Here is a 17,279-nt window from a genome sequence, read left to right as displayed (position 1 = left end):
TTAGTCGGGCCATCCACGAGTTTGTCGGCAACTGAACAAAGCAACTCGTGGATCCCCCGCCTTCGCGGGGGATGACATTGTCAAACTGAGGAAATCACATGACCACCCGCAAGCGCGAGATCACCAAGGCCGACATCCTGCCGATCGCGGATTACACCCAGCGCCGGGCCGAGATGCGCAAGGCGGTGGTGGCGTTGAAGAAACCGCGCCGCATAGAGGTGGGGCCGGCGGCCACTTTCTATTTCGAATGCTTCGAGACCATGCTGCAGCAGGTCCAGGAGATGCTCTATATCGAGAAGGGCGGCGACGAACAGCTCGCCGACGAGCTCCGCGCCTATAACCCGCTCATTCCGCAGGGCCGCGAATTGGTGGCAACCGTGATGTTCGAGATCGACGAGCCGATCCGGCGCGCAAATTTCCTGGCGCGGTTGGGCGGCGTCGAGCACTCGGCCTTTCTGAAATTCGCCGGCGAGACCGTGAAGGGCGTTCCGGAAGCCGACCAGGACCGCACCAACGAGGCCGGCAAGGCGTCATCGGTGCAATTCATCCATTTTCCCATGAGCGATGCCCAGGCGGCCGCCTTCAAACAGGCCGGCCAGCAGATCATCGTCGGCTTCGACCATCCGGCCTATGCCCATATGGCGGTGATCGGCGAGGAATCGCGCCTGTCACTGGCCAAGGATCTCGATTGAGCAATCAGTCGGTGATGGATTCGGTGGCGTAGACGCCCCAGAATTCGCTCTTCTGCAACCAGCCCTGATAGCCCTGGACATCCAGCCGGCACCAATCGCCCTCGCATTCCAGCACCGAGAGGATGACGCCGGGATCGACATAGGCGACCGGTGCCGCATCGGGCATGGGTTCCCGGCGCAACATCCGCTGCTGATCGCGCACCAGGACATGGCGCTTGCCGGTGAGGAGCGTGCTCTTCACCCAGCCCACCACGCCGTCATGGTCGCGGATGCGGCGCCAGATCTCGAATTCCTCGATGATCTCGACCGGGAGATTGGCGCGCTGATAGGTCCAGAGGATCGGATAGGTCTCGCCGGGTCCTGCCCGCATGTTGACCTTGGCCGATTGCAGGCTGGCAAAGCGCGGCAATGGCAGCTTGTCCTGCGCCCAGGCCCCGCTTGTGGTGAGCAGGAGGGCCAGCGCAAAAGCCAGGGCGGTGGTGATGAATGTCCGAGTCGCGACCATGAAGCCCGATTATAGGCGCCCGAGCCGGTGGTCAAGCCATTGCCGTCACATCATTCATCGTTTGATCCAGGATCGGGCCGGCACATGTCGCGAATGGGACCTCGGGTGGCGCGATACCGCCCAAACCCGGCCCAGAATGACCCGGCGGGTGACCCGGCGGCGGCCTGCCCCTCGACAAATCCGCCACCCGCTTGCTACCACTGCAGCATTGGAATCTGGCGGGGGAACGCGGCCTGGTCCGGCCACGGCATCGCCCCCGCACGGGAGATGGTCAGAAGATGAGCAACAAGCCCCTGGTGGTGGTGACGCGCAAGCTGCCCGACGTCATCGAGACGCGGATGATGGAGCTGTTCAACGTCCGGCTCAATCTCGATGACCATCCCATGACCCAGGCGGAGATGATCGAGGCGGTGAAGACCGCCGATATCCTGGTGCCCACCGTCACCGACCATATCGATGCGGGCGTCCTCTCCCAGGCCGGGCCGCAATTGCGTCTCATCGCCTCGTTCGGCACCGGCGTCGATCATATCGACCTGGCGACCGCCCGCCAGCGCGGCATCACGGTCACCAACACGCCGGGCGTCCTCACCGAGGACACCGCCGACATGACCATGGCCTTGATCCTCGCCGTGTCGCGCCGCCTCTCCGAGGGCGAGCGCCTGATCCGGTCGGGCAAATGGCAGGGCTGGGGACCGATGAGCATGCTGGGCCACCGCATCTATGGAAAGCGCCTCGGCATCATCGGCATGGGCCGCATCGGCCAGGCGCTGGCGCGCCGCGCCAAGGGCTTCGGCCTTTCGGTCCATTACCATAACCGCCGCCATGTGGCGCCGGCGGTCGAACAAGCATTGGAGGCGACCTATTGGGAGAGCCTCGACCAGATGCTCTCGCGCATGGACATCATCTCGGTCAATTGCCCGCACACGCCGGCCACCTATCACCTGCTCTCGGCCAGGCGGTTGAAGCTGCTCCAGAAGCATGTCTTCCTGGTCAACACCGCGCGCGGCGAAGTGGTCGATGAGAATGCGCTCACCCGCATGCTGGACAAGAAGGAGATCGCCGGCGCCGGTCTCGACGTCTTCGAGCACGAGCCGGCCTTGAACCCCAAGCTCCTGCGCCTCGACAATGTCGTGCTGCTGCCCCATATGGGCTCGGCCACGATCGAAGGCCGCGTCGATATGGGCGAGAAGGTCATCATCAACATCAAGACCTTCGTCGACGGCCACAAACCGCCCGACCGGGTGCTGGAAGCTTTGCTATAGGAGAAACGGGTCGCGCGCAGGTCTATCGGGCCAAGTACTCAAGTCGCTTGATGATTCGTTCCCCGTCCGGGTTTTTACTGGCTGTTACTGCTGCAAGCCGGGCTTTTGCCAGTTCGGCAATCCGCTGCCGCATGGCTTCGTCAGACCTAGCGAAAGAGAGACTATAGAGACGGTCGCCAATCTCTAAAAAACCCAGATCCGACATCGCCGGCAAGAAATGCAGAGCCAAGCTGATCTCGTCCTTTGTCCAATTCTTATCGAATGACGCGCAGATAGCTGACCAACCAAGAATTTCGACATCGACGGTGTGTCTCACTACCCGCTCGAACGCAGCTACCGGCATCTCGGCGAGGATATTGTCCATGACGTCGCGAGCGTTAGGCTCTCCGCACGAAACCATAGCCAGAAAGATGGTTGTCCGACGATCTGGCTGCAGGTCGGTTCTAAGCCGCTCTACGATGCGATCACGCCGAGCACCGTCAATCGGCAGCTTCGCCTCCGGAAAGAGGCGCCAGAACATATCAATGTATTCGCCTGTCGGCTGAGACACGTCTCGATCAATCAAAGCGAAGATAACTTCACTGAAATCGCTGACGGCCCCCTTCTCAAGCCTCGAGATTTGCCTGGCTGCCATGTTAGCCTGCTCCATATCGCCGGAAAGCAGAGCTTTCGTGACAAGCGCACGGTACGGAACAAGGGTGGGCGGGTTATACTTTCCCAGCGCGATCAGCACGGATCGATCGTCATATTCACCGGCCTCCAGTCCTTGTAGCAGGTGTTCCGCAACGATCTCCGGATATGCCCCCTGATAGTGATTCAAGAGCTCGAACAATGCTCTTAGCGCGCCCTCGTCAAGGCGCTCATCCTGTCGCGCCAAGGTGATCGCGCGCAAGGATTGCTGCATTCGGATTTGTGAAATCTCCTGATCGTAGGCCGACTTGACGCCCAATGCCTCAACAACGAAGGCATCATCCGTGAAAAATTGGCCAACTTTATTGAACTTCGGGCGACCTAGCACCAGATCATTGAGGTTGCCATCCCGCTGTTCCTTGATCTCTCCGTGGAGCCACCTGCCCAGCAGCCTCTCCCTTCCATCGATGCGCTCTAGCAATGCCGCTGCAGAGCCGGAAAAATACCTACCGACTTCGGACTCTTCGGACGCCCAGTAATCCCGATTGAATCGTAAAATGAGTGCATCAGGAAGTGTGGTTGACCCGGTATTCAGAGCTTCCGTTTGAGCGCACACAAAGCCGTGACCCTTCTCGGCAAACTCGAGTACACTTCGATCAATACCCCTCTCAAGGCAGGCTTCGCCCTTCAATGCAACGACCTGCTGCTTACGCGCAGTTAAGATCACGCGCGCGTATTTTTCCGAGGCAAGTATCTGCTGGCACAACTGGTTGCAAAAATAGTCGTTCAGCTCGATCGTTGTGAACGAACGTGACGGTTTCTCTATGGTACGGGACTGAAGCTCGGGATTCCGTTCGATCAAAGATTCCGTCATTTCATCGACGGAACGGATCTCCGACCGATGAGCAGCAATACCGATGCCTAGGGCTAAAACGACGCCGAGGGCAAAGGCGCCTGAGTTCTTTGCTAGCCCCAGGACACCGAGTCCAACCACCGCCAGATACGGTAGCGCCAACAGGATTAGAACAACGGGAATCGCGAAAATGATGGCAAACCCGGCGCTTTCGGCGATCGAGTCTGACAGGGAAATGGCAAGGAAGAATCCGGCTAGGCCGATCAGGACGCCGGCTAGACCCTGCAGCAACCAGTTGAGATATTTGGCAACCACGTTGTTCCCCGCTGGTTTCCCACTTCCCTGACAGCTAGGATAAGCATTAGATTTGCGTCGTCATCTTCAATTGCGCGAGACTCGTTCGCGTCAGCTTCACAAGGCTGAGTTGTTCCCGACGACGCGAACTCAGCCTGTAACTGACGCGCTCACCCCACTGCTCCCGATCCCTGGTCAAGCGACGCGCGTTTTCCTCGCTGCTGAGCAGATGGGCCGTATCGTCCTTTTCGGGAGGGGCCGCTTCTCATTCTGGGGTCTTTGCCGGTGCCACACTAAGGCGCCAGAAAATCCAGCCGGAAAGGATGCCGGCGGGTGTCAGGATGAGGCCGAGGATGGCGCCCAACTGCGGCAGGTGTTCGCCACCCATCAGAAAGAACGCAGGAAAGAAGATCATCGTCGGCAGCGGACCCATGATGTCCAGTTCGACCGCCAGGAAGAACGCTTCGGCCAACAGGAAGGCGGCAAGGCCACCGACGGCCAGGCATTCCACCAGACCGATCCGTTTGCGCAAGCGTGATACAGCGTTGAGATAGAGCACGGCGAAGGCAAAGGCGAAGCCCCAGACATACGCATATGTCTCCGGAATCCACCATTGCAGCAAGCGGTCGATTTTCTTGTCACTGTTGGCCAGCACGAAAGCAGCGAAGCCGATATAGAGCGCTGGTACGGGTGCGATCGCCGCGCCGAGGATGAGTCGCGGCCACGACAAATCCTGCCAAGCACGCCTCTCCTTCATGCCGGCCGCCCGCAGGTCGGGCATTGTGGGTCGCGCTTGAATTTGACTTCGCGGAATTGAGGCCCCAAGGCGTCGTACATGAGGAGGCGGCCGGAGAGGCTGTCGCCGATGCCGATGATTTCCTTGAGGATCTCGGTTGCCTGCAGCGAGCCCATGACGCCCGCGACCGAGCCCAGGATGCCGGCACTTTCGCAGCGCGGGATCAAATCTTCCGGCGGCTGTTCGGGAAAGAGGCAGCGATAGCAGGGATGATCGCCCCCCAGATGCGGCTTGAAGGTCGAGAGCTGCGCGTCGAAGCGCAAGAGGGCCGCCGAAACCAGGGTCTTCTTCTGGCGGTAGCAGACATCGTTCAAGAGATAGCGCGTGGTGAAATTGTCGCTGCCATCGGCGACGAGATCGAAACGCTGGACGATCTGATCGGCATTCTCGGCGGTGAGGCGTGCCGCGATCATCTCGATCGTGATATCGGGATTGAGCGCCTGCAGCCGCGCGGTGGCACTTTCCACCTTGGGCCGGTCGATCGAGGCCTCGTCATGAATGACCTGGCGCTGCAAATTGGAGAGATCGACAGTGTCGTCATCGATGATGCCGAGCGTGCCCACACCCGCGGCCGCGAGATAAAGCAGCAGCGGCGCACCGAGGCCGCCCGCCCCCACCACCAGCACCTTGGCATCGAGCAGACGGCCCTGCCCCTCCTCGCCCACTTCGTCGAGGATGACATGGCGGGCGTAACGTTCCAGCTGCCGGTCGGTGAGGTCGGTCATGGCTTACCCGATGATTTTTCGTCATCCCCCGCTTCAGGCGGGGGATCCACGAGTTTCTTTTCATCAATGGCGGACAAACTCGTGGATGGCCCGCCTGCGCGGGCCATGACAGTTTAAACTCTGTTACTCCAGCCCCTCGAACAAGGCGGTCGAGAGATAGCGTTCGGCCGAGGACGGCAGCACGACCAGGATGCGCTTCCCGGCCATTTCGGGGCGCTGGCCGAGCTCGATGCCGGCGGTGAGTGCAGCACCCGATGAGATGCCGACCGGCATGCCTTCGATCTTGGCAACCTTCCGCGCCATCGCGAAGGCATTGACGTTGGAGATGCGCAGCACCTCGTCGATGACACCCTTGTTGAGAATCTCCGGCACGAAGCCGGCGCCGATGCCCTGGATCTTGTGCGGGCCGGGCTGGCCGCCGGAGAGGACCGGGCTGTCCTCGGGCTCGATGGCGACGATCTTCACGCCGGGGATTTCCTTCTTCAGGATTTCGCCGACACCGGTGATGGTGCCGCCGGTGCCGACGCCCGAGACGAAATAATCGAGCTTGCCGCCGCAATCGGCGATGATTTCCCGGGCGGTCGTCTCGCGGTGGATCGCCGGATTGGCCGCGTTCTTGAATTGCTGCGGAATGACGGCGCCCGGCGTCGCGGCCGCCAGTTCCTCGGCGCGCTGGATGGCGCCCGACATGCCGCGCGCGGCCGGCGTCAATTCCAGCTCGGCGCCCAGCAGCCGCAGCATCTTGCGGCGCTCCAGCGACATGCTTTCCGGCATGGTGAGGATGAGGCGATAGCCCTTGGCGGCCGCGACGAAAGCCAGCGCGATGCCGGTATTGCCGCTGGTCGGTTCGATCAGCGTCCCACCCGGCTGCAATTTTCCGCTCTCCTCCAGCGCCTCGATCATGGCAAGGCCGATGCGGTCCTTCACCGAGGAAAGCGGGTTGAAGAATTCGAGCTTGCCGAGGAGATCGGCCGCGACGCCCTCGGCCCGGGCCAGCTTGCCGAGGCGCACGACCGGCGTGGCGCCGATGGTGGCGAGGAAGTTGTCGTAGATCTTGCCGCGGAAGGTGGGGGCGTCACTCATGATATCGGTCTTTCTGATGGATCGGTCGAATGGGTCAGATGCTGAAATCGAGACGGTGCATGGCATCGGTCTGGATGCCGGCGGTTTGCGCCTTCTGGCAGAGATCCTCGAGCGTCATGTCGTCGAGGCGGTTGAGCATTTCCTGCTGCAATTCGCGCCAGACCGGCCGCACGATTTCGAGGGCGACGCGCGAACCGGCGGCGGTCTGGATAGGATCGGGCTGGCCCTCGAACTGCCGGACGGCGCGCACAATTTCACCAAGGTTGATGCGGCGGCGTTCGCGCGCCAGCACATAGCCGCCCTTGGGCCCGCGATGGCCGGCGAGAATGCCGGTGCGCACGAGATGCTGCAGCACCTGTTCGAGATAGCGGCGCGGGATGCCCTGGCGTGCGGAAATCTCGCCCGATTGCACCGGCTGCGACCCGCCATAATAGGCGATGTCGAGCACCGCTTCGATGGCGAAGAGAAGGCGTTTCGATGGATGCAGCACGTTCTGTTTCCCCGGAAAGCAAAAACGAAAATCAGCGGGCGGCGATACCCGCCGAAGCGATACCCGCGGAACCGACACCGGTTGAACCGAAGCCGCCGCTGCCGCGATCGGTCGCCGGCAGTTCGGTGACTTCGTCCCAGGCGAGACGCGCGACTCGGGCCAGCAGCAATTGCGCGATGCGGTCGCCACGCTGCAGCGTCACCGGCGCGTCGGAAAGATTGACCAGGATGACGCCGATTTCGCCGCGATAATCGGCATCGATCGTGCCCGGCGCATTGAGGATGGTGAGGCCCTGCTTCAGGGCAAGGCCCGAGCGCGGCCGCACCTGTGCCTCGTAACCCGCCGGCAAGGCGATGGCGATGCCCGTCGGGATGAGCGCGCGCCCCAAAGGCGGCAGCGTCACGGGTGCCGCGATCGCCGCCACGAGATCGAGGGCCGCGGCGCCCGCGGTCGCATAGGCCGGCAAGGGTAGATCCGCGCCATGGGGCAAGCGCTTGATGGCGACTGTGACGTCATTCATGCAACCGATTTCCCGAAATGATCCGCGATGCGGGCGGCAAGGCGCGCCGCGAGCTCGCGCTTGGAAAGACGCGGCCAGGCTTCGGCGCCGGAAGCCGTGATGAAATGCACCTCGTTCTCCGCGCCGCCGAAAGTACCGGTCTGGGGCGAGACGTCATTGGCGAGGATCCAGTCGCATTGCTTCTTCGCACGCTTCACCTGCGCGAACTCGACCACGCGTTCGGTCTCGGCGGCGAAACCCACGACGAGACGCGGGCGCTGCGGACCGGCGGCGGCAAGGGTCGCGAGGATGTCGGGGTTGGTCGCCAGCTCGATCCGGGGCGGCTCGCCACCCTCGCGCTTCTTCATCTTCTGATTGGCAAGATGCGCCGGTCGCCAATCGCTAACCGCCGCCGCGCAGATGGCGATATCGGCGGGCAGCGCATTCTGCGCCGCGGCCAGCATCTCGGCGGCACTTTCGATATGGATGACCTTGCAGCCGGCGGGATCCGGTTCCGCCGTGGGGCCGCTGATGAGGGTCGTAGCAGCACCGGCCGCAGCGAGGGCCGCGGCGATGGCGTGGCCCTGCTTCCCCGAGGAGCGGTTGCCGATGAAGCGCACGGGATCGATCGCCTCGAAAGTGGGGCCGGAGGTGACGAGCGCCTTCAATCCGGCGAGCGGGCCGGGGGCGAGGCGCGCCAGCATGGCGCCTACGATGTCGAGCGGGTCGGCCAAACGCCCGTCGCCCACTTCGCCGCAGGCAAGATCGCCGGCACCGGGACCCACGGTGAAAACGCCGCGCGCGCGCAGGGTCGCGATATTAGCCTGGACCGCCGGATGCGCCCACATGACGGCATTCATCGAAGGCGCGATCAGCACCGGCCGGTCATTGGCGAGAAGTGCCGTGGTCGCGAGATCGTCGGCGAGGCCATGGGCCATCTTGGCGATGATGTCGGCGGTGGCCGGGGCCACGACGACCAGATCGGCTTCGCGCACCAGACGGATATGGCCCATTTCGGCTTCGTCCGTGAGCGAGAAAAGATCGCCATAGACCTTGTGGCCAGAGAGGGCCGAGACCGAAAGCGGCGTCACGAATTGCGCCCCGCCTTTGGTCAGGATGACGCGGAAGGTGAGGCCACGCTCGCGCCCGCGCCGGATCACGTCCAGCGCCTTATAGGCCGCGATCCCGCCGGCGATGATGAGGAGAACCCGCTTGCTGGCGCTCATTTCCAGACATTCCACAGTGAATGTTAGTATTTACTGTCAGCAGTGGCGAAATTCAAGATGCCCGGTCCCGGCCAGGCACCGAACCGCCTAGGCGATGGCGGAAACGGCGAAGCCGATCATCCCGTAGCGCGCCGCCTTGCCGATGAGAACCAGCACCAGGAACGGCAGAAACCGGGCCCTGAGGACACCCGCCGCCACGGTCAGGGGATCGCCGATCACCGGCAGCCAGGACAGCAGCAGCAGGGGATAGCCGAAACGCTGGAAAAGCTGGCTGGCCCGATCCAGCCACCGGGGATTGACGGGAAACCAGGGACGCTCCTGGAACTCCACAAGGAAACGTCCCAGCAGCCAGTTGACGACGCCGCCCAGGGTATTGCCGATACTGGCCACGATGAGCAGCGGGGTAAGGGCTTCCGGGTGTTCGAGCAGCAAAGCGGTGAACACCACCTCCGACGAGCCGGGCAGGATCGTCGCCGCGCCGAAGGCGGCAAGAAAAAGCGTCAGATAGGCAAGGAGGGTCAACGGAACAGAAGGGCCGCGGTGAGGACGGCGATGATGATCCAGAGCCACCAATTGGAGCCGGTGCGGTTGATGACGCGGAGCGCCTCGGGATCGAGCTTCAACCCGCCTTCGGCCAGATGGCTCACCAGTCGGTCGACATTCTTGAGGACGCCGGGACCACGTTCGATCACATCGAGGAAATCGACGATGCCCTGTTCGATCCGGGCCTTGGGACCGCGATTCTCGATCATCCATTGTTCGATCAGCGGCCGGGCCAACGTCCAGATGTTGAGCGTGGGGTTGAGCTGGCGCGACACACCCTCGGCCATCAGCATGTTCTTTTGCAGCAGCAGCAATTGCGGCTGCACTTCCATGTCGAAGGTCTCGGCGATGGAGAAGAGCTGGCCCAGCATGGTGGCAAAGCTGATCTCGTGAAGGGGTCGGCCCTGGATCGGCTCGCCGATCGAGCGCAAGGCCAAGGCGAATTCATCGATCGACTGGGTCTGCGGCAGATAGCCTGCCTCGATATGCATCTTGGCGACGCGCATGTAATCGCGTTCCAGGAAGCCCAGCAGCATGTCGGCCAAGTAAAAGCGCGTCTTGCGGTCGAGCCGGCCCATGATGCCGAAATCGACCACCTGGATGGCGCCGTCATAGCCCACGGTCATGTTGCCGGGATGCTGGTCGCCATGGAAATAGCCGTCGCGGAAGGCCTGGTTGAAGAAGATGCCCGCCGCCTTGGTCAGCACCTCGTCGACATCGAGCCCGGCCTGGCGCATCGCCTCGCCGTCATCCATCGGGATGCCGATCATGCGTTCCTGGGTCATCACCCGCTGCGCCGTGCGCGACCAATCGATCGCGGGGACACGGTAGGTGGGATCGCCTTCGAAATTGTCGCGGAGTTCCGATGCCGAGGCCGCTTCCAGGCGAAGATCCATTTCGATGCGGACGGTGGCGGCGAAGGTGCGCACCACCTCGACCGGCTTCAAGCGCCGGAGCTTGGGCTGCGTGCGCTCGATGATCTCGGCGATCCACAGCAGCAGATCGATATCGGCCTGGAAGGCATCCTCGATGCCCGGGCGCAGCACCTTCACCGCGACCGGACGGCCGTCGGGATGATCGAGTTCCGGCGACGTGACCGCAAAATGGACCTGGCTGATCGAGGCGGCGGAAACCGGTTCGTCATCGAAACTGGCAAAGAGATCGGCCAGCGGTGCGCCCAGTTCCGATTCGATCCGGCTTTTGGCGGCAAAGGCGCTGAAGGCCGGCAATTGATCCTGAAGCTTGGCGAGATCCGCCGCCACCTGCTCCCCTAAGAGATCGGAGCGGGTGGAGAGCACCTGGCCCAGTTTGATGAAAGCCGGGCCAAGCTCGGACAAAGCCGCGGCCAGACGCTCGCCCGGGCGCGAGCCTTCGATCGGGCGGCCGAACAGGACACGGGCGAAAAACAGCAGGATCGGCGCGAGACCCGCATTGCTGAGGGCTGCTTCGAACGGCGCCAGGGCGCCATGGCGGGCGAAGCAGATGGCAATGGCAAAGAGCCGGTAGAGCGAACGGATGGAGCGGATCATCTAGACCCGCCAGCCGGAATGAAGGGCGGCGATCCCGCCGGTGAGGTTGCGGTAGGAAACCTGGCGAAAGCCGGCCTTGGTCATCATCGCGGCGAGATTGTCCTGGGTCGGGAATTTGCGGATCGATTCCACCAGATATTGGTAGGAATCGCGATCCTTGGCGACGATCTCGCCCAGCCAGGGCAGCACCTTGAAGGAATAGGTGTCGTAAAGCTGTGCCAGTGCCGGCACGGCGACATGGCTGAATTCAAGACAGAGGACGCGCCCGCCGGGTTTCAGCACCCGGTAGGCTTCTTCGAGGGCCCGCTGCTGACGCCCGACATTCCGGAGGCCGAAGGCGATGGTGTAGGAATCGAATTGCATCTCCTCGAAGGGAAGATCCTCGGCATTGCCGCTGACCCAATCGAGGCCGCTCAAGATGCCTTTGTCGATTGCGCGATCGCGACCCACTTCCAGCATCGCCGGGGTGAGGTCGCAGATGGTGACATGGGATTGGGGCTGACGCTCCCGGATACGGAAGGCGATATCGCCGGTGCCGCCCGCCACGTCAAGGCAGTTCCAGCCCGGGCGCGGATTGAGCCAATCCAGCATCGCCGCCTTCCACAGGCGATGGATGCCCCCGGACATCAAATCGTTCATGAGGTCGTATTTCCCCGCGACCGAGGAGAAGACGCCCTGGACGAGGGCCGCCTTCTGCCCCGCCTCGATCCGGCGATAGCCGAACCAGGTGGCGCCCGATTCGGGTTGTGTCTGATGATCTTCGGGTGTTTCGACCGGCATGATTCTGTCCTGTTTGGCCGGACTTTAGCGGCACTTGCCCGCCGAAGCCAGCCTGCCGGGACCGATCCTGCGGGGCGGCTTGACGCAGGCCGCAAGCGGCCTTACCGCTAGACCGCCATGCCCGAATTACCCGAAGTCGAAACCGTCTGCCGCGGCCTTGCCCTCAAACTCCTGGGCAGGCGCCTCCAGCATGTCGAGCAGCGCCGGGCCAATCTGCGCTTTCCCTTCCCGGAAGGATTCGCCGAGCGGCTCACGGGCCGCCGCATCGAATCCATTCGCCGGCGCGCCAAATACATCGTCATCGATCTCGATGACGGCAATGTGCTCCTCGTCCATCTCGGCATGTCGGGCTCGATGGTGGTGAATGAAAAGCGGCCGGGCCTCCTCGACCGCCATGATCATGTGGTCTTCGACATCGATAACGGCACCTGCGTGCGGTTCAACGACGCGCGGCGCTTCGGCATGATGGATCTGGTGCCGGCGGCCAGCCTCAATGACCACAAGCTGATCCGGGGTCTCGGCCTCGAGCCGCTCGATCCGGCTTTCGACGGGCTTTCGCTCGCCACGATGCTGAAGGGCCGCAAGACCTCGGTGAAGCTCGCCATCATGGATCAGCGCCTGGTGGTAGGAGTCGGCAACATCTATGCCTCGGAGGCCCTGTTCCGCGCCGGGATCAGCCCCAGGCGCCGCGCCGGCACCGTCCAGGGCGAGCGCGCGCAGAAGCTCGCCGCCGCCATCAAGCAGGTCTTGAAGGACGCGATCAAGGCCGGTGGCTCGTCCTTGCGCGATTACGTCCAGGCCAATGGCGAGCTCGGCTATTTCCAGCACCGCTGGAAAGTCTATGACCGCGAAGGCGAGGCCTGCCGGATCTGCGGCGGGCCGATCAAGCGCATCACCCAAGGCGCGCGCTCGACCTTCTATTGCCCGCACGACCAGCGCTAGAGATCAAGAAGCAGCCGCGTGGTCCCTTCCGCCGGCACCGCCGAGCAGATGAGCGCCTCGTCCTTGCCGATCTCAGCACTGGGGAGTGTGTGATAGGTGACGGCTCCCTCGACGATCCTGGCGCGGCAGCTGCCGCAACTCCCGGCGCGGCAGCTGAAGGGCGGCGCCAGGCCGCGCGATTCCGCGAGCTCCAGCAAGGATCCGCTGGCCGGTGACCAGCGCGCTTCCTTGCCCGATGCCGTAAAGGCCACGGGCACGGATTCTTTCGACGGCGCCCCCAGCACGATCGCAGGCGCGCCGACATCCGCGACGCGCGTCAGCGATGCCGGACCGAACGCCTCGGCATGGATGCGCCTATCCGAAATATTGAAGCCGCGCAGCCCGTCATAGACCGCCTGCATGAACGGCCCCGGCCCGCACAGATAAAAATCGTAATCGCCAAAGGGCAAAGTGGCGCTCAGCAGCGGCATGTCGATGCGGCCCGCGACCTCGTAATCTTCCTGGGCGCGCGCGTCGCCGGGTTCGCTCAGCACCCGCACCAGGCGCACCAGGCCCTGCCCCTGTGCCAGCAATCCGGCGATCTCGCCGTCGAAGGCACGGTCGTCCGTGTTGCGGGCGGCGTAGAACAACCAGGTCGGGCGGACCCGGCGCTTGCGCAAGCCCTCGAAGATGATGTGCCGGAGCATGGCGAGCATCGGGGTGATGCCGATGCCGGCCGCCATCAGCACGGCCGGCCGGGGCTCCAGCGCATCCACGGTGAAACGGCCGGCGGGTGCCCGCACCTCCAGCGTATCGCCGGCGCTCAGCCCATGGAGATGCATCGATACCGCGCCCTGGCGTTTGACGCTGATGCGATAGAAGCCGTCGGAGGGCGCTGCCGACAGCGTATAGGTGCGGATGACGGGCTTGTCGGCGCCCGGCAAAGTGAGGCGGATCGGCAGATGCTGCCCCGCCTCATGCGCAATGAGGCCGACGCCGTCCAGCGGTTGCAGATAGAACGACTTCACACTGGCACTTTCCGCCACGATTTTCTCGATGCGGAACGGGCGCCATTGCTTGGCGCGATCCTGTGCCTGGAGCCGCGCCGCCATCTCGGCCCAATCGCCGGTCATCAGCGAATTGGGCGAGGCCCCTTGCGTTTCATCAGCCCAGTGCAACGGCAACGCCGCCGGGCGGTAGAGGATGCGGGTGGGTGTTACGCGCCAGAAACGCTCCGCCCCCTGGAACGCCGCGATCTCCGGCCCCTGGAGCACGACTTCCGGCACGCCGGTGATCTGCAGCAGATCGCCGGTCGCAAAATCGACGAAGACCAGCCCGGCGCGCGGATTGACGCTGAAATTGCCCAGCGTGTTGAAGAACAGGTTGCCGGCGAAATCCGGCACGGTGAGGACGTCCGTGTCGCTGATATGCACAAAGCCCGGCTTGCCGCCGCGATGCGACACGTCCACTTGACGCCCGCCATCGGCCAAATCGACATAGGAGGCGACGAAGAACGTATCGGCGCTGCCGATCATCTCCTTTGCGCGGTCGTTCAAGGCCGTCAGGTGTTGCACGGTCTCGACCGGCTGGAACCGGACGGCCGGACGGGTGAATTCGAAATGCCGCAGCTGGATGTATTGCGGGCAATTGCCGTAACTCTGCCCCACCGCGATGGTGAAACCGTTCTCGTCTTGACGCCGTATGGTGCCGTTCATCCGGTTCCGGCGCCGCGTGTGCAATTCGATCCCGAGCAGCCCGACAGCATCGCCGTCCTCGAAACCCGCCTCCGCCGGATCGCCCGGATCACGGGCAAGGCTGACACGAAGGCGCCGTGGATCCGGCGAGTGCATGAAGCCCGGCTCATTCGCCCGCAAGGTCGCCCAGACGTCGCCCTGGGCATCGACCGATCCCAGCACGACGAAGGGCAGCTGTGCGAAAAAATCGCGATGCTGGTCCGGCATGTAGTCGCGGATCACCCGGCGACCCACATCCGCCATGCGGTCGGCGACGCCGGCGCTGCGCTGAAGGGTGACTTCGCCGTCATGCCAGGGTGATGCGGTGGTGATTTCTGCGAGGGTCATCTGCTGACCTTTCCTTTGAAAGAGTAACACGGGATGAAAGCGAAGCCCGCACCCCGTGCCGGTTCGATCTTTAAGCCGCCAGGCCCACAGGCGTTTTCTGAAATTCGACGAAGCCCGGCAGTGCCTCGATCCGTGCCAGCCACGCCCGCACATGGGCATAGTCCGCGAGATCGACATTCCCCTCCGGCGCGCTGGCGATGTAGCTGTAGAGCGCCACATCGGCGATGGTCGGTGTCGCCGCGACGATGAACGGATGGCCGCTCAATTCGGCGTCGATCTGCTTCAGCAAATTGTGTGCACGGGTCAAAACTTCTTCCGGCCGGAAGTTGGCGCCGAACACGGTGATGAGGCGCGCCGCAGCCGGACCGTAAGCGATTTCACCTGCGGCGACCGACAGCCATTTCTGCACCCTGGCGGCAGCCAGGGCGTCTTCCGGCAACCAATCGCCGCGCCGCAGCTTCTTCGCGAGATAAACCAGGATGGCGACGGAATCGGTCACGATCACACCGTCATCTTCCAGCACCGGCACCTGGCCGAACGGATTGAGCTTCAGGAATTCCGGGGCCTTATGGGCGCCCTTGGCAAGATCGACCAGGACCAACTCATGTGGAATGTCCAACAGCGACAGGAACAGGCGGGCACGGTGGGAATGACCGGACAGAGGATGATGATAGAGCTTCATGAGGACGTCTCCTGGAGAGAAAAGGGAAGGGAAGGGTCAGGCTGCGTTGCGCAAATTGACGCGCGGGAAATCGATCTCGGTCTTGAACACCTCGTTCACATAATTGGTCCAGGTGTTGAGGGCGACGTGCTGCACGATCTCGAGCAGCTGGCCATCGTCATAACCGGCGGCTTTGACCGCGGCGATGTCGGCCTCGCTCACCTGGCCGCGCGAACGGGCGACCAGTGCGGCGAAGCTGACGGCGGCATCCGCCTTCAGATCGTTGGAGCGGCCGCTGCGATTGGCGGTGATTTCCGCATCGTCGAGCTTGGCGAGATTCTTGGCCGTGTAGGTGTGGGCCGAAAGGCAATACTGGCAGCCATTGATCTCCGCGACGGCGAGGGCGATGCGCTCCCGGGTCTGCGGCGGCAAGGCGCCCTTGCCCAAAGTGTCGGCGAGGTCGAGATGGCCCTTGAGGGCGGTCGGGCTGTTGCTGATCAGCTTGAAGATATTGGGCACCATGCCGAACTTCTTTTTGACGCCCTCGAGCAGAGACTGCGCCGCGGCGGGGGCTTCGGCGATGGTGGCTGGGGTCGGAATGCGTGACATGGGGAACCTCCTCATTTGGGGATGAGGCGGGGAGGAAGTTCCCGGCGCGTCATCTGTCCCAAAGCTAGGCCCTCCCGGAAAATTGCGGTAGAATGCCATTTCGAGAATTATCCTCCTGAAAAATGGGAGGATGAAAACAGGAGAAATGACATGGACCGGCTTGAGGCGATGGCGCTCCTCGTCACGGTAACCGAAGCCGGCAGCCTCTCCGCGGCGGCCCGTCAATTGCGGGCACCCCTCGCCACGGTCAGTCGCAAGGTGGCCGACCTCGAAGCGCATTTGAACGCGCGCCTGCTCACCCGCACCAACCGCAAGGTGCAGCTCACCGAAGCCGGCCGCGCCTATCTCGCCGACGCCAAGGAAATCCTCGGGCGCGTCGAGGAGGCCGAGCGAAAAGTGGCCGGTGAATATGTGACCCCCAAGGGTGAGCTCACGGTGACGGCGCCGCTCGTCTTCGGGCGCCTCCATATCCTGCCGGTGGTCACCGATTTCCTGCAGGTCTTCCCGGAGATCACGCTGCGTCTGATCCTCGGCGACCGCCTCTCGAACCTCGTCGAGGACCACATCGACGCCGCCTTGCGCATCGGCAATCTGCCCGACAGCAATCTCGTGGCGACGCGCCTTGGTGCGACGCGGCGCTCGGCCTATGCCAGTCCCAATTATCTGAAGCGCCGCGGCACGCCAACAAGGCTCGAGGATCTCAGTCGCCACGATTGCGTCAGCTTTGAAAACATGACCCCGTCGAAATTCTGGATCTTTCATGACGGCAAGCGCGACATGCCGATTCCGGTCCGCACGCGGCTCAGCGTCACCACGGCGGAGGCGGCGATCGATGCCGCGATCGCCGGCATCGGCATCACCCGCGTGCTCTCCTACCAGGCCGCCAAGGCAGTGGCCGCGGGAACGCTTGTCCCGGTCCTCGAAGATTTCGAGCTGCCCGCCTGGCCGATCCATTTCGTCCATGTCGCGCAGGGCGCGCTGCCCCTCAAGATGCGGGCCTTCCTCGATTTCGCCACGCCGAGATTGCGCGCCAAGCTGGCCTAGCGGCTTTCATCCGTTCCGCCATGACAGATTGGCGTCACCCGCGTGACACCCCCATG

At 63.2% G+C, this 17,279-nt stretch carries 18 protein-coding genes; 4 read left to right on the top strand and 14 right to left on the bottom strand.

Annotation, left to right across the window (positions count from 1 at the left end; genetic code table 11):
• Nucleotides 1-98: 98 nt before the first annotated feature.
• The gene (locus tag ACE3PR_RS15525) at nt 99-692 is read left to right on the top strand and encodes a DUF3501 family protein (RefSeq protein WP_374373697.1); all 594 of its coding nucleotides are present in this window, start codon (nt 99-101) and stop codon (nt 690-692) included.
• A 4-nt stretch (nt 693-696) separates the two neighbouring features.
• Here ACE3PR_RS15525 and ACE3PR_RS15520 read toward each other — a convergent pair whose 3' ends face one another.
• Nucleotides 697-1,197: an SH3 domain-containing protein gene (locus ACE3PR_RS15520; protein WP_374373695.1), complete on the bottom strand. Its 501-nt coding sequence runs from the start codon at nt 1,195-1,197 to the stop codon at nt 697-699.
• Between the two features lie 278 nt (nt 1,198-1,475).
• Between ACE3PR_RS15520 and ACE3PR_RS15515 the strand changes: the two genes are divergently transcribed.
• Nucleotides 1,476-2,459 (top strand): 2-hydroxyacid dehydrogenase, encoded by a 984-nt coding sequence (locus tag ACE3PR_RS15515; RefSeq protein WP_374373693.1) that lies wholly within the window; start codon nt 1,476-1,478, stop codon nt 2,457-2,459.
• Nucleotides 2,460-2,481: 22 nt separating this feature from the next.
• Here the strand turns inward: ACE3PR_RS15515 and ACE3PR_RS15510 are convergent, their stop codons facing one another.
• From ACE3PR_RS15510 to ubiE, 10 genes are all read right to left on the bottom strand, one after another.
• Nucleotides 2,482-4,257 (bottom strand): hypothetical protein, encoded by a 1,776-nt coding sequence (locus ACE3PR_RS15510; protein ID WP_374373691.1) that lies wholly within the window; start codon nt 4,255-4,257, stop codon nt 2,482-2,484.
• A gap of 244 nt (nt 4,258-4,501) precedes the next feature.
• Complete coding sequence (locus tag ACE3PR_RS15505) at nt 4,502-4,993, bottom strand: hypothetical protein (RefSeq protein ID WP_374373689.1); 492 nt, start codon at nt 4,991-4,993, stop codon at nt 4,502-4,504.
• On the bottom strand, nt 4,990-5,757 hold the full coding sequence (locus tag ACE3PR_RS15500) for a ThiF family adenylyltransferase (RefSeq protein WP_374373687.1): 768 nt from the start codon (nt 5,755-5,757) through the stop codon (nt 4,990-4,992). Before ACE3PR_RS15500 ends, ACE3PR_RS15505 begins: the two co-directional genes overlap by 4 nt.
• A gap of 123 nt (nt 5,758-5,880) precedes the next feature.
• Nucleotides 5,881-6,840: a cysteine synthase A gene (cysK, locus tag ACE3PR_RS15495; RefSeq protein ID WP_374373685.1), complete on the bottom strand. Its 960-nt coding sequence runs from the start codon at nt 6,838-6,840 to the stop codon at nt 5,881-5,883.
• A 34-nt stretch (nt 6,841-6,874) separates the two neighbouring features.
• The gene (locus tag ACE3PR_RS15490; RefSeq protein WP_374373682.1) at nt 6,875-7,330 is read right to left on the bottom strand and encodes an Rrf2 family transcriptional regulator; all 456 of its coding nucleotides are present in this window, start codon (nt 7,328-7,330) and stop codon (nt 6,875-6,877) included.
• Nucleotides 7,331-7,361: 31 nt separating this feature from the next.
• Nucleotides 7,362-7,850, bottom strand: a complete 489-nt coding sequence (gene dut / locus ACE3PR_RS15485) for a dUTP diphosphatase (protein ID WP_374373679.1) — start codon at nt 7,848-7,850, stop codon at nt 7,362-7,364.
• Nucleotides 7,847-9,055 (bottom strand): bifunctional phosphopantothenoylcysteine decarboxylase/phosphopantothenate--cysteine ligase CoaBC, encoded by a 1,209-nt coding sequence (gene coaBC / locus ACE3PR_RS15480; protein ID WP_374373677.1) that lies wholly within the window; start codon nt 9,053-9,055, stop codon nt 7,847-7,849. The genes dut and coaBC overlap by 4 nt, the downstream gene beginning before the upstream one ends.
• An 87-nt stretch (nt 9,056-9,142) precedes the next feature.
• Complete coding sequence (locus ACE3PR_RS15475; protein WP_374373675.1) at nt 9,143-9,577, bottom strand: YqaA family protein; 435 nt, start codon at nt 9,575-9,577, stop codon at nt 9,143-9,145.
• Complete coding sequence (gene ubiB, locus ACE3PR_RS15470; RefSeq protein WP_374373672.1) at nt 9,574-11,127, bottom strand: 2-polyprenylphenol 6-hydroxylase; 1,554 nt, start codon at nt 11,125-11,127, stop codon at nt 9,574-9,576. Before ubiB ends, ACE3PR_RS15475 begins: the two co-directional genes overlap by 4 nt.
• Nucleotides 11,128-11,907 carry a bifunctional demethylmenaquinone methyltransferase/2-methoxy-6-polyprenyl-1,4-benzoquinol methylase UbiE gene (ubiE, locus tag ACE3PR_RS15465; protein ID WP_374373670.1) on the bottom strand — a complete coding sequence of 260 codons (780 nt, stop codon included), beginning with the start codon at nt 11,905-11,907 and terminating at the stop codon, nt 11,128-11,130. It lies immediately after the preceding gene.
• Nucleotides 11,908-12,024: 117 nt separating this feature from the next.
• Between ubiE and mutM the strand changes: the two genes are divergently transcribed.
• Nucleotides 12,025-12,849, top strand: a complete 825-nt coding sequence (gene mutM / locus ACE3PR_RS15460) for a bifunctional DNA-formamidopyrimidine glycosylase/DNA-(apurinic or apyrimidinic site) lyase (protein WP_374373668.1) — start codon at nt 12,025-12,027, stop codon at nt 12,847-12,849.
• Here the strand turns inward: mutM and ACE3PR_RS15455 are convergent.
• The 3 genes from ACE3PR_RS15455 to ACE3PR_RS15445 form a co-directional block, all read right to left on the bottom strand.
• Nucleotides 12,846-14,909: a pyridoxamine 5'-phosphate oxidase family protein gene (locus ACE3PR_RS15455; protein WP_374373666.1), complete on the bottom strand. Its 2,064-nt coding sequence runs from the start codon at nt 14,907-14,909 to the stop codon at nt 12,846-12,848. The two genes, mutM and ACE3PR_RS15455, sit on opposite strands and share 4 nt — an antisense overlap.
• A gap of 70 nt (nt 14,910-14,979) precedes the next feature.
• The gene (locus ACE3PR_RS15450; RefSeq protein ID WP_374373664.1) at nt 14,980-15,591 is read right to left on the bottom strand and encodes a glutathione S-transferase family protein; all 612 of its coding nucleotides are present in this window, start codon (nt 15,589-15,591) and stop codon (nt 14,980-14,982) included.
• Between the two features lie 36 nt (nt 15,592-15,627).
• A complete protein-coding gene (locus ACE3PR_RS15445; protein WP_374373662.1) occupies nt 15,628-16,179 on the bottom strand; it encodes a carboxymuconolactone decarboxylase family protein in 552 nt (183 codons plus the stop codon).
• A gap of 150 nt (nt 16,180-16,329) precedes the next feature.
• On the opposite strand from ACE3PR_RS15445, the gene ACE3PR_RS15440 reads away from it, so the two are divergent.
• Nucleotides 16,330-17,223, top strand: coding sequence for a LysR family transcriptional regulator (locus ACE3PR_RS15440; RefSeq protein ID WP_374373660.1), 894 nt, complete (start codon nt 16,330-16,332; stop codon nt 17,221-17,223).
• Nucleotides 17,224-17,279: the final 56 nt, after the last annotated feature.

Origin of the sequence: Dongia sp., from assembly GCF_041909655.1 — a bacterium.
GTDB lineage: Bacteria > Pseudomonadota > Alphaproteobacteria > Dongiales > Dongiaceae > Dongia.
The sequence above is the reverse complement of the archived record's forward strand: the minus strand, read 5'-3'. Positions and strand labels throughout refer to the sequence as shown.